Origin of the sequence: Streptomyces sp. NPDC059443 (genome assembly GCF_042750105.1) — a bacterium.
In the GTDB taxonomy this organism is placed as follows: domain Bacteria; phylum Actinomycetota; class Actinomycetes; order Streptomycetales; family Streptomycetaceae; genus Streptomyces.
This window is the reverse complement of the sequence record NZ_JBHYVM010000003.1, coordinates 177,436-191,264: the sequence shown is the minus strand read 5'-3', so window position 1 is coordinate 191,264 and position 13,829 is coordinate 177,436. Positions and strand designations below refer to the sequence as shown.

General features: G+C 70.2%; 2 protein-coding genes. Both read left to right on the top strand.

The window, feature by feature from the left end; genetic code table 11:
* Window positions 1–5,955 (top strand): SDR family NAD(P)-dependent oxidoreductase, encoded by a 5,955-nt coding sequence (locus tag ACFXDJ_RS04030; RefSeq protein ID WP_384847766.1) that lies wholly within the window; start codon window positions 1–3, stop codon window positions 5,953–5,955.
* Window positions 5,956–6,007: 52 nt separating this feature from the next.
* Window positions 6,008–13,657 (top strand): beta-ketoacyl synthase N-terminal-like domain-containing protein, encoded by a 7,650-nt coding sequence (locus ACFXDJ_RS04025; protein WP_384648921.1) that lies wholly within the window; start codon window positions 6,008–6,010, stop codon window positions 13,655–13,657.
* Window positions 13,658–13,829 lie beyond the last annotated feature (172 nt).

The window sequence follows — 13,829 nt, the reverse complement described above, 5'->3', positions numbered from 1 at the left end:
ATGAACAGGGAAGTTGAGATCATGTCAGATATTCGCCACACACAGGTCCCGATCGCCGTTGTCGGCATCGGCGCGCTGATGCCCGGCTCACCGGGCGTCGACGGCTTCTGGCGCACGATCGTGGCGGGCCGGGATCTGATCACCGATATCCCCGCCAGTCGCTGGCTCGTCGAGGACTACTACGACCCCGATCCCACCGCAACGGACAAGACTTATGCTCGTCGGGGCGCCTTCCTTCCGGACGTCGGGTTCGATCCGCTGGCCTTCGGTATCCCGCCGAACACCCTCGCCACGACGGACACCGCGCAGCTGCTGGCGCTCATGGTGGCCGAGCAGGTCCTCATCGATGCCGGCGGACTCGCCGGAATGGACCGTGACCGCGTCGGCGTCATCCTCGGTGCCGGCCCGACGGAACTGCAGACCCACATGACCGCGCGAGGCCAACGCCCGGTGTGGCTCAAGGCCCTTCGGGAGAACGGGATTCCCGAGGAGGAGGCGCAGGCGGTCTGCGACAGCATCACCGACCACTACACACCCTGGCAGGAGTCGACCTTTCCGGGGATGCTCGGCAACGTCATCGCGGGCCGGATCGCCAACAGGTTCGATCTGCACGGCACCAATCACACCACTGACGCCGCGTGCGCGAGTTCCTTCGCGGCACTGTCGACGGCGGTGAGCGAGCTCTCCCTAGGCCGGTCCGACCTCGTGATCAGCGGTGGTGTCGACGCCTCGAACGATGCCGGTATGTTCATCTGCTTCTCCAAGACGCCCGCCTTGTCGCCGAGCGGTGACTGCCGTCCGTTCGCAGACGCGGCCGACGGCACGATGCTCGGAGAGGGCATCGCCATGTATGCACTGAAGCGGCTGGCTGACGCGGAGCGTGCAGGGGACCGGATCTACGCCGTCATCCGAGGGATCGGTACCTCGTCGGATGGCAAGAGCACCGCGATCTACGCGCCTTTGCCGAAGGGGCAGGCCCGGGCGCTACGGCGCACCTACGAGGAGGCCGGCTACGACCCGGCAACCGTGGAGCTGGTGGAGGCGCATGGCACGGGGACCAGTGCGGGGGACGCCGCGGAGTTCGCCGCGCTGCGCAAGGTCTATGAGGAGTCCGGTCGGGCGGACGGGCAGTGGTGTGCGATCGGCTCGGTCAAGTCGCAGGTCGGTCACACCAAGGCCGCGGCCGGTGCCGTAGGGCTCCTCAAGAGCATCCTGGCCCTGAACCACAAGATTCTCCCGCCGATGATCAAGGTTGATCGTCCCAATCCCGCGATGGGAATCGACGACAGCCCGTTCTACGTGAACACCCAGGCGCGCCCGTGGGTGCGCTCAACTGAACACCCACGCCGGGCGGCCGTGTCGAGTTTCGGTTTCGGCGGCAGCAACTTTCACGTCACGCTCGAGGAGTACACGCCTTCCGTCGAGGCCGGTGGCCGTTCGGCCTGGCGCGCCCGCACTGCTCCCACGGAGCTGGTGCTGTTCAGCGGCCCGTCGGCAGCCGCCCTGCTGGAACGGAAGGTCGACAGCGGCCGTGTGCTGGCCGACATCGCCCGCGAGAGTCAGCGGGACTTTCGGGCGAGTGATCCCGTACGACTCGCGATCGTTGCGTCCCACCCGAACGACCTGTCGGAAAAGCTGGAACAGGCCATGGCGCTGATCCGCCAACAGCCGGACACGGACTTTTCCACACCGACCGGTGTGTACTACGCCAACGGCAGCCCCTCCGTCGGCAGGATCGGGTTCCTCTTTCCCGGACAGGGCGCCCAGTACGTCGGCATGGGCATGGACGTGGCCATGCTGACCCCGGCCGCCCAGGCGGTCTGGGACCGTCTGGGAGCCGTGGAACTGGGCGATCGCGCGCTACACCGCGTGGTGTTCCCGCCGCCGGCCTTCAGTGACGAGGAGCGGGCCGGTCAGCAGGCGCTGCTGACCGCCACGGAGTGGGCGCAGCCCGCGCTGGCGGTGCACAGTCTCGCGCTGCTGGAAGTACTGCGCGGTCTCGGCCTGCGGCCGGACTGCGTGGCAGGTCACAGCTTCGGCGAACTGGTGGCCCTGCATGCCGCAGGGGCGCTGGAGGCCGACTCGCTCGTGGGCCTTGCCCGCAGGCGCGGCGAGCTGATGCGGGAGGCGGCGGCCACACCGGGCGCGATGCTGGCCGCAGCGGCGGGACGAGCCCAAGTCGAGGACGTCATCGCCGCCATCGGTGCCGAGGACGTCTGGCTGGCCAACCACAACGCCCCGGCCCAGGTCGTCGTGTCCGGCACGACGGAGGCGGTCGAGGCCGTCGAGGGGAAACTCGTCTCCGAGGGCGTCATTACCCGACGGCTGGACGCCGCGACGGCCTTCCACAGTCCGATCGTCGCCCCCGCGAGCGAGCCGCTCTTCGCGTACTTGCGTGAGGTCGCGGTAAGCGAGCCCCGGCTCGAGGTCTACGGGAATGCCGACGCCGCGGCGTACCCGTCAGCGCCCGAGGAGATCCGGCGCAGGATCGCGGACCACCTCGCTTCGCCCGTGCTGTTCCGCGACGAGATCGAGGCGATGTACGCCGCCGGGGTACGGACGTTCGTCGAGGTCGGCGCTGGCGACACGCTGACGGGGCTCGTCGGACAGATCCTCGGCGAACGCGAGCACCTGGCGGTCAGCCTCGACCGCAAGGGACGCAACGGAGTCACCTCTCTGCAGGAAGCGCTCGGGCGACTCGCCGTTGGGGGCGTCCAGCTCGACCACGAGGACCTGTGGGCGGCCTACGCGCCACCCGCAGCAGCAGCCAAGGAGAACAAGCCCAGGATGACGGTGCAGATCAGCGGCAAGAACTACGGGCGGCTCTACCCCCCTGCCGGCGGAGCCGATGCACTGCCCCCGCCGAACCCGCCCCGCGCGCCGGAGGCATCCGTACCCTCACCACCTGCTGCACGGATTCCGGCGCCGACGGTGCCGGTCACCACCGCTGCCACCGCGCCCGCACCTGTTGGGCCAGCCTCGCCGGCAGCTCCTGTCGTGGCCGTGGTTCCCAGCCTGGACGCCAACTGGATGGCCGTCATCGACAACGCGCAACGGCAGACAGCGGAGGCCCATACGGCCTGCCAGCGCATGCTGATCGACAGCCACCTGGCCTTCCTGCAGATGACGGAGACGACCTTCGCCGCGATGCTGGGAGCGCGGGGCGGTGAAGGTGCGAGCACGTCGGCGCTGCTCGCGATGCCCAGCCCGGCGCCCGTGCCGACGGTGATGCCCAGGCCCTTCGGGGCCGCAGGCCCCCTTGAGGCAGTCATGCCTCCGCCGGTACTGACACCCGCTGCCGCACCCGTCGTACTTCCGAAACCTCCACCGGTACCGGCTTCACCTGCTCAGACCGTGCCCCAGGACCTGTCCGCGACAGAGTTCGAAGAGCTGCTGCTGTCGGTGGTGGCAGAGCGGACGGGGTATCCGGTCGCGATGTTGAACGTGGACATGGAACTGGAATCGGACCTGGGGGTGGACTCCATCAAGCGGGTGGAGATCTTCTCCGCCGTAGGGGAGCGAGTCGGCCGTCTTCCTGAGGGCAATGAACACGTCGGAGAGCTCCTGAAGCTCCGTACCCTGCGTCAGATCGTCGAAGCGTTCACTGCCACCGGCGCTGCCACCGCCCCGGCTGCCAGTACCCCCAGGCCTGTCGAGAAGCCGGCAGCGAGTCAGCAGGTGCCCGCCCCGCGGCACGAGCATTCCGAGCAGACAGGACTCAGTAGGCTCGCCATCCGCACGCTCGACACGCCCGCGCCCGGCCTGACGATGGCGGGCCTCGGTGACGAGCCGATCGTGGTGACCGAGGACGGCTGCGGAACCGCCGAACTGGTGGTGGCCAAACTGATCGACCACGGCATCCGGGCCGCCGTTGTGACCAGCGTTCCCGCGGATGCCCGTGCGATCGTGCATCTCGGTGGCCTCGCGCCGGTCGGCTCACCCGAGGAGGCGCTGGAGCTCCAGCGGGACGTCTTCCGCGCGGCGCGGTCGGTCGCGTCTCAATTCACCGCCCAGGGTGGGGTGTTCGTAGCCGTGCAGGACACCGGCGGGGACTTCGGGCTCGACGGCAGGCAGCCCGACCGGGCCTGGTTGGGAGGCATCGCCGCGCTCGCCAGGACCGCGGCCAAGGAGTGGCCCACCGCTTCGGTCAAGGTGATGGACTGCGAGCGCGGTGGGCGCGATGCCGATGCACTGGCCGAAGCGATCGTCGGGGAGCTGCTCTCAGGCGGACCGGCGGTGGAGGTCGGCCTGCGCGCGGACGGCACCCGCACCACTCTGCGTGCGGTCCCGGCAGCCGCGGAGCCCGGCCCGGCCATGAACATCGGACCGGACTCGGTGATCGTGGCGTCCGGAGGTGCCCGCGGGGTGACCGCGGCCGCTCTGCTGGACCTCGCGAAGGCTCACCGGCCGCGCATCGTGTTGCTCGGCCGTACGGAGCCCACTGAGGAGCCGTCAGGCCTGGCGGCGGCCACCGACGAGGCTGCCCTGACCCGGGCTCTCGCCGAGCGGTCCGGCGCGCGGGCTCCCTCCGAGATCGGCGCCGAGGCGCGCCGCATCCTGGCGGCCCGTGAGGTCCGGGCCACGATGGCGGCCCTGGAGAGCGCCGGATCACAGGTCCGGTACCTGGTTGTCGACGTCCGGGACAGCGGAGCGCTCTACGGTGCGCTGGAGGAGGTACGCCGGGACTGGGGGCCGGTCACCGGCATCGTGCACGGTGCCGGAGTGCTGGCCGACAAGCTGATCGCCGACAAGACCGACGAACAGTTCGAGGGGGTCCTGGCCACCAAGGTCGGTGCCCTGCGCGCGCTGCTCGCGGCGACCGAAGGCGATCCGCTCGACACCATCGTCCTGTTCTCCTCGGTGGCCGCTGTCTTCGGCAACGCAGGACAGAGCGACTACGCCATGGCCAACGAGGTGCTGAACCACGTGGCCTGCGCCGAGCGCGCCCGGCGGCCCGACTGCCTGGTGCGGTCCATCGCCTGGGGCCCCTGGGGCGGAGGAATGGTCACCCCCGCGCTGGCCGCGCACTTCGGCCGGTCCGGCGTTCCCCTCATCCCGACCGCGCAGGGGGCTGCGGCCTTCACCGCTGAGCTGGGCGGTCAGGGTACCGACACCAGGGTGGCCGTCGTTGCCGGTGACGCGCTCGGGTCGATGGCAGGCGCCACCGAGCCGGCCGGGGCGCAGTTGCGGATCCGTGCGCACACGCAGGCCCACCTCGCCGACCACACCATCGCCGGAGTCCCGGTGCTGCCGGTGGCGATGGCCCTGGACTGGTTCGCCGGTGCCGCCGCGGCATGGCGTCCCGACGCCGATCACCTGGTGCTGCGTGACCTCCGTGTCTTCAACAAGGTCGTGCTGCCGCACCTCGACGGTGCGGGCCATCGGCTCACCCTGCGCGGTCGCCGCGCCATGACCGGATTGCCTTCGACCCTGGAGGCCGAACTGCTCGGGGAGGAAGGCGTGCCGCACTTCCGGACCCACCTGGAGTTCGAGGCCGGCACCCCGAGCTCGGCGAACTGGGACACCCCGCGCGGCCTCCTCCCGGCGCAGCGCACCGAGATCTACGACGGCAGGGTGCTTTTCCACGGGCGGCGGTTCCACGCCATCCGCTCCGTCCACGGGATCGGGGCGGACGGCGCCGAGGCGACGGTGGCCGGTCTGACCGAGCTGGGCTGGGGCGGCGATCGCTGGCAGCTCGACCCGGCCGCCCTGGACGGCTGCCTGCAGCTCGCGCTGCTATGGGCCGAGGGCGCGCTCGGCGACGCCACCTTGCCGATGGCGGTCGCGGAGTGCCGGGTACACCGGCGCGGCACGATCCAGGGCACCGTGCGATGTGTGGTGAAGGCCAGGAAGGTGCACGACACGGGCGCACGCTGCGATGCAGCGCTCGTCGACCCGGACGGATCCCCCCGGGTCGAGCTGCTCGGCGTGGAACTCGTGCGTCGCCCCTCCTGAGCCCGAGTGCCCCGGCTCCGTCCGTGGTCGTGAAATGAGACTGGTTACTCGTATGGGATTCGAACCGATCGCCATCGTCGGCCGGGGGAGCGTGTTCCCCGACGCGCTCGACCCGGACACGTTCTGGGACAACATCGCTGCACGCCGGTGCAGTCTGTCGCCGGTCCCGGACGGCCGGTGGAGATTGCCGCACCAGTGGGCCATGGGTACCGTCGAGGACCACCTCGACCGCACCTGGACCGACGTCGGCGGCTACGTCCGCGACTTCGAGTCGGTGTTCGACCCGAACGGGTTCCTCGTCGCCCCCGAAGAGATCCTCGGTTTGGACCCGCTGTTCCACTGGGTGCTGTACGGCGCCCGGCAGGCGCTGCGAGAGGCCGGACACGACGGGCCGTCCGCCCGCGCGGGACTGGTCCTGGGAAACCTGTCCATTCCGACGAGCGCGGGCTCGGCCTTCGCCGAGCACGTGTGGCTGACCGAGGGGGCACCCTCCTTGCTCTCCGGCGCGAGGCGGGCCAGGCCCGACGCGCGCAACCGCTTCTCCTCGGGGCTTCCCGCCCACTTCGCGGCCAAAGCGCTCGGGCTCGGTGCGGGGGCCTTCGCGCTCGACGCCGCCTGTGCCTCTTCGCTGTACGCGATCAAGCTGGCCTGCGACCGCCTCCACGACGGCACCTCGGACGTCATGGTGGCCGGCGCGGTCAACCGGGTCGACAACCTGTTCCTGCATGTGGGGTTCTGCGGCTTGTCCGCGGTGAGCCGAACCAGCCGCAGCCGTCCCTTCCACCAGGACGCAGACGGCCTGCTGCACGGTGAGGGCGCCGGATTCGTCGCGCTGATGCGGCTGCGCGACGCGCTCGCGCAGGGCACGCCGGTGCTCGGCGTCATCCGGGGGATCGGGCTGTCCAACGACGGCCGCGGCCGGGGACTGCTCAGCCCGGCCCAGGAGGGCCAGGAGCGGGCGATGCACTTGGCCTACGCCATGGCCGGCGTCGCACCGCACACCGTCTCCCTCGTCGAATGCCACGCGACGGGAACCCCGGTCGGGGACGCGGTGGAAGTCCGCAGCATGGCACGGGTCTTCGCGGACAGCTGCGACGTGCCGATCGGCTCGGTGAAGTCCAATGTCGGGCACCTGCTGGCGTCGGCCGGTGTCGGTGGGCTGCTCAAGGTGCTCGGCGCGATGAAGGCGGGCATCCGTCCCGCCACGCTCGCCGCCGAGGAGCCGCTGGCCGAACTGCACGGTACTCGGCTGCGCGTGCTGAGCGAATCCGAGCCATGGCCCGGGCTTCGTCGGGCGGCGGTGAGTGCGTTCGGTTTCGGCGGAACCAACGCGCATCTGATCGTCGACGCCTGGGACGGCGCCGACGGCGGGGGAGTCGCGCTGCCCCTACCGCCGCGTTCCCCGGGCCCGCCGGTGGCGATCGTGGCCGTAGCCGCCCGAGTCGGGGAGGGCGCGGACACCCAGGACTTTCGTCGTTCGCTGCTCGACGGCCGACGACACGGTCCGGCGACGAGGATCGGCGTGGCCCTGCCCCGTCTGTGCTTTCCCCCGCTGGCGGTCGAACAGACGCTTCCTCAGCAGATCTTGATGCTCGAGGCCGCACGAGAAGCGGTGCGGGACGTCACGCTGCCGCGCGAGCGGACGATGGTCCTCGTCGGGGCAGGCGCGGACGTGGAGATCTGCCGTGCCGCCGCACGCTGGAGGGCGCCGCACTGGCTGGACGAGGCAGGGACAACCGCCACTCCGGGTCTGGTCGCGCGCGTGCGGGACGCCTTCATCCCGCCCATGGCGGCGGAGCGGGTCGTCGGTATGCTGCCCAACCTCGTAGCCAACCGGATCAACACCCAACTCGACCTTACCGGCCCCGGGTACGTGGTTTCGGCGGAGGAAGCCTCCGGCCTGGTCGCGCTTGACCTCGCGGCCCGCGCGCTCAGAGCCGGCGAGGCCGACGCCGCGCTCGTCGGTGCCGTCGACCTCTCCTGCGAACCCGTTCACCAGGCGGCCCTGCGTGAACTCGGACGGGAGGCCTCTACGGGGGACAGCGCTGTCGTGCTGGTACTCAAGCGTCTCACCGACGCCCGCAGGGACGGCGATACCGTGCTCGCCGTTCTCAAGGACGAATCCGCCGGGGCGTGTGACGACGAAGGCGCAAGCGATCCGGACGTGCTCCTCGGTGACGGCGCGAACGCCGGATTCGACCCGGCCGAACTGTTCGGCCGGGCCCATGCGGCCCACGGGCTGCTGTCGGTCGCGGTCGCGGTGACTGCTCTGCAGCACCGCGCACTACCGCGGGAGGGAGGTCCTGCCGAAGTCCGTCCCGGGCTGTGCACCGCAGACGTCGTTGTGTCCCCGCTGGAAGCGCCATCGGTACGGGTGCGGCTGTGCGCCGCCGATGCCGAACCCTGGGCGCCCGGACCGACGCCACAACTGCACGTGTACTCCGGCCGGAACCGGCAAGAGGTGCTGGCCGCACTGAGGGCGGGCACGGAGTCCAACGAGGGCCCGGCGCGGCTGGTGCTCGTGTCGAACGCTGACCCGCGGGGGCACTGGGAGGCCGTGGACCGCTGGCTCGCCGTGGGCGGCGTCAGGCCACCGGGCGCGGTGTACCGCGATGCTCCGGTGGTGGGTGAGGTCGCCTTCGTGTTCACCAACGGGGCCGCCTCCTACCCGGGTATGGGCCGCGAGCTGCTGCTGGCCCTCCCGGCACTCGGTGACGCGGTCGCGGCCAGGTACGGGCCGGCGGTCTTGCGGCCCAAGTCCGGATCCGGGTCCACGGTGCTCGACCAGATCTGGGGTGCCGCTCAACTGGCCGCCGTTCACACTGAGTTGACGCAAGATCTGCTCGGGCTGCGAGCGGACGCGGCCATCGGCTATTCCTCGGGCGAGTCGGCCGCCTTGGTCGCCCTCGGAGCGTGGAAGGACGCCGCAGCACTGCACCAGGACACCTGGGAGAGCGGCCTGTTCACCAACGAACTCACCGGCGAGCTCCGAGGCGTTCGGCGCGCCTGGGAACGACTCGGCGTCCAGGGCGATCGTTGGTCGAGCTACGTGGTCACCGCACCCCTTGACCGGGTCCGTAGGGAACTCGCGGACGAACGGGCCGTCCATCTGATGGCGGTCAACGCCCCCGACGTATGTGTCGTCGGCGGCGAGTCACGGGCGTGTGCCGCCGTCATGGCCCGCCTCGGTGCCGCTCATGCCATTCCGGTCGACTACGACCTGGCCGCCCACGCCCCGGAACTGGCCGAGGTCCGCGACCGGTGGTGGGACCTCCACCATCGTCCCACCAGCGTGGTGCCAGGGGTGCGCTTCTACAGCGGGGCCACCACGCGCTCCTACACCCCGACCGCCGAGCGTGCCGCCGACGCCGTCACGGCGCAGGGCGTCGGCACGATCGACTTCGCGGGCACGATCGAGCGGGCGTGGGCTGACGGAGTCCGCGTCTTCGTCGAACACGGGCCACGCGGCCAGTGCACGGGGTGGATCAAGCGCGTTCTCGGTGACCGCGACCACGTGGCCGTCGCGCTCGACTCTCAGGGCGGGGGACTGCGGCCGGTGTACCTCGCCGTGGCCGAACTCGTCGCCGCAGGCGTGCCCATCCTTACCCAAGCCCTCTTCGAGCGGTTGCGGGCAGCCGCACCAGCGATGACCGAGGTCGTTCCCGCCATGACAGTGCCCGCCCACCCGGAGATCACATTGCCGTCCTTCGAACAACCTGCGGTGGTCATGCCCAGGGCACCGCGGCTGGCACCGGCTTCGGCACACCAGGCCGTCGAGCCCGTCGTCGTCGACGCGGAGGCCCTCCCCGCCGTTGTCACCGCGCCACCGGCAACGGATCTGCACACGCTCGTCGCCCGACAGGTGCAGCGTGTGGCCGCGCTGCACCAGGAGGTCCTGGCCGGACACGCGCAGGCGCACCAGAGATTCCTGCAGACCAGGGCCCAGCTCACCACCGCACTCGTACACGCGGTGAGCGGAGCCGCAGCGCCGTCCCTGCCGTCGCTCCCGGAGGCGCCCGCGCCTCCGGCCGTCCCGCCTGAGCCTGCTCCTGTCGGCGCCGGGCGGCCGGACCACGGCCCCGGGCCTGTGTTCGACAGGGGCCAGCTCGAGTACCTTGCCTCGCGACCGGTCTCCACCCTCTTCGGACCGAAGTTCGCCGCGCAGGACGCGTACGAGGTGCAGACCAGGATGCCCGAGCCGCCGATGCTGCTCGCCGACAGGGTCACCGGCATCGACGCCGTACCCGCGGCCCTGGCCGTACTCGGCCCGGAGCACGCCACCGGCACGATCCGGACCGAGACCGACATCCGCTCCGACAGCTGGTACCTCGACTGCACCGGACGCATCCCGGCGAGCCTGATGATCGAAGCGGGGCAAGCCGACCTGCTGCTGATCAGTTGGCTCGGGATCGATCTGCTCAACCGCGGCGAACGGGCCTACCGGCTCCTCGGCTGCGAGATGACCTACCACGGCACCCGGCCCGAGGCCGGAGAGACGTTGCGCTATGAGATCCACATCGACCGGCACGCCCAGCACGACGGTATCCGCCTGTTCTTCTTCCACTACGACTGTTACGTCGGGGACGAGCTCCGGCTGAGCGTCCGGAACGGGCAGGCGGGCTTCTTCACGAAGGCCGAACTCGACAACACCGACGGAGTGCGCTGGGATCCCGCCACCTGCACACCGGCCGGTTCCCTCCCGCTCGATGCCCCCGCAGCACGCTGCACACGGTCGTCCTTCACCGCTGAGCAGGTGCGGGCCTTCGCCGATGGCCGGCCGGGGGACTGCTTCGGCCCCGGCTGGGACTTCACCAGGGCACACGTACGATCACCTCGGATCGACGACGGCCGTCTGTTGCTCCTGCACGAGGTCACCGAGTTCGATCCCGTCGGCGGACCACAGGGGCGCGGCTACCTCCGTGCCGAGACCCGCGTCTCACCGGACGACTGGTTCTTCGAGGGGCACTTCAAGAACGACCCGTGCATGCCGGGAACCCTGATGTTCCAAGGCGGCCTGCAGGCGATGGCCTTCTACCTCGCGGCCATGGGCTTCACCATCCCCAGGGACGGGTGGCGCTTCGAGGCGGCGGCTGACCGGCCCTACGCCGTCCGCTGCCGTGGGCAGGCAACCCCGGCTAGTAAGACAGTGGTGTACGAGGTGTTCGTGCACGGAGTCTCGGCCGGCCCGGAGCCGACGCTGTACGCCGACGCGCTGGTCACCGTCGACGGGGTCAAGGCGTTCCACGGCCAGAACATCGTGCTCCAGCTGGTGCCGGACTGGCCGCTGTCGCACTGGCGGCACCTCGGAGGGCACACAGAGCAGACCAGCGGAGTTCCCGTGCCGCTCGCCTCGCTTGGCGGACTGGTCGGCCATCGCGAGCCCAAGGCAGTCGCGGTGTCCGATGACGGGCTCGCGTTCGGCTATCCGTCGTTGCTGGCGTGTGCGTGGGGAAAGCCGAGCGAGGCCTCCGGTGCCCTGGCTGAGGTCTTCGACGGAACACGGAGGGTAGCGCGGCTGCCCGGGCCGCCCTACCTGTTCATGAGCCGCATCGTCTCGGTGGACGGTCTGCAGGGCGGCATGCGGCAGGGCAGCAGGGTGGTGGCCGAGTACGACGTGCCCGACCAGGCCTGGTACTTCGAGCAGAACGGCGACGAGGTCATGCCGTTCGCCGTGCTGATGGAGATCGCGTTGCAGCCGTGCGGGTGGCTGTCTGGCTACATCGGCGGTGCGCTGACCAGCGAGAACGATCTGCTCTTCCGCAACCTCGACGGGACGGGAACGGTCACCGGCGACATCACGCCGACGACCCAGACCGTGCGTACCGAGGCAGAGCTGACCAACATTTCGCGGAGCGGCGAGATGATCATCGTGTCGTACACGGTGCAGTGCTACGCCGACGACCATGAGGTTTTCACCCTGTCGACGGTGTTCGGATTCTTCCCGACCGGGGCCTTCGACCATCAGACCGGGCTGCCGGTGTCGAAGGCCGATCGGGACGCGCTGGAGGCACACTGTGAGCGCACGGTCGATCTCACGACGCGTCCCGCCCGCTACTTCGCCGGTGCGGCCCGTCTGCCCGACCCGATGCTGCTGATGCTCGACCGGATCACCGGCTACTGGCCGGAAGGCGGCAGCGCCGGTCTGGGGCGGCTACGGTCGGAGAAGGACGTCGACGCGGGCGAGTGGTTCTTCAAGGCGCACTTCTTCCAGGACCCGGTCCAGCCGGGCTCCCTCGGCATCGAGGCCATGTGCCAACTGCTGCAGTTCTACCTGATCGAGCGGGGCCTCACCGACGGCGTGCCGCATCCCCGGTTCGAGCCCGTCATGCTCGACCACGAGGTGATCTGGAAGTACCGAGGGCAGATCACCCCGGTCAGTCGCCAGATCAGGGTGGACATGGAGATCCTCGAGGCCGGCGAAGACGAGCGAGGGCGCTACGCGATCGCCGAGGCCCGGCTCTGGGGGGACGACCTCTGCATCTACCACGCCCGTGGACTCGGCGTCCGCGTCGTGCCTGGAGAGGGTCCACCGGCCGTGTCGGAGAGGACGCTCGATCCTGCCGTCGACACCTGGGTGAACGACCACTGCCCGACCTGGACGGTTCCCGTGCTGCCGATGATGTCCGTCGTGGACCAGATCGCGCAGGCCGCGGCGGACCACAGCGGCCAGAACGTGCTTGCCGTGCGCGACGTTCGGCTGCGGCGCTGGATTCCGCTCACCGAAGCCGTCCGGCTGCGGACCGAGGTGGCACCGGTGCAGGCGGGCCTGGAGGTGACGCTGCTGATGTGGCGCGAGGCGGCGACTCCGGAGCTGTCCCGGTTCGAGGAAGTCGCACGGGGCACCGTGCTCGTAGGTACGTGGCCGGAGAATCGCCCCGAACGCTTCGACCCGCTGCCGGACGGTGCGCTCCAGCCCGACCCGTACGCGTCGGCCGAGCTCTTCCACGGACCGGCGTTCCAGTACCTGACCTCGCTGGCCATTGGAAAGACCGGGTCCTCCGGAGTGTTCGACGCCGCACGCGGCACAGTCCCGGTGGGTTGTGTGAACCAGGGAGTACTGGACGCGCTCCTCCACGTGACCCCGTGGGGCAGCTTGTGGAGATGGCAACTGGAAGCCGGACACGGCAGGGTCGGCTACCCCCTCCGGGTCGATTCGCTAGAGTTGTTCGAAGCCCTCCCGCAGTCCGGTGAGTTCGAGGTCGAGGCCCGCTGGACGGGGCTCGATTCCGGAGACGCGAGCCTTGGGCCCATGCTGACAATCGAATTCCAGCTCTCCGTAGAGGGACGAGTCGCTGCCGCGCTGCGGCTGGTCAGCGTTCTGCTGTCCGTGGGGCCGTTCTCCCGGGCGTCGCTCGCCGAGCGCCGGGAGTTCCTCGCCGACCGCCGAGTCGTGGATGGTCTGGGCCTGTCCACGACCGTCGACGGGACGACGGAACTCCTCGCCGAGGACGTCGAGGCCTTGGACTGGCTCAGGGGTACGATCGCGCACGCCGTGGGCCTGCCGCCCGGCTCCCGGGCTCGGGACCACTTGGAGGTCATCGCCATCAAGGGACATGTCGGCCGAGTGGCCAGGGTGCACCCGTTTACCGTGGACGTGAGCGAGGACCTTCGGTCCGCCCGCACTGCATCCGGGCAGCACCACCCCGTCCAAGTCGTCCGCGCAGGAGACAAGGTCACCGTTCGCTCCATGGGTGGATCGTGACCGGAGCGTTCTGTGGTGAGATCGAGCGCAAGGAAGGACACCGGACCAGGGCTGCCCGCCTGTCCCGGGAGGCCGGGTGCGGATCGCTATACGGAGTCGCTCCGCGAGCAGACGTTCGTACGGGATGGAGGTGAATCCCGTGCGAAGTCCCCTCAGGACAGGGCCGTTCAGT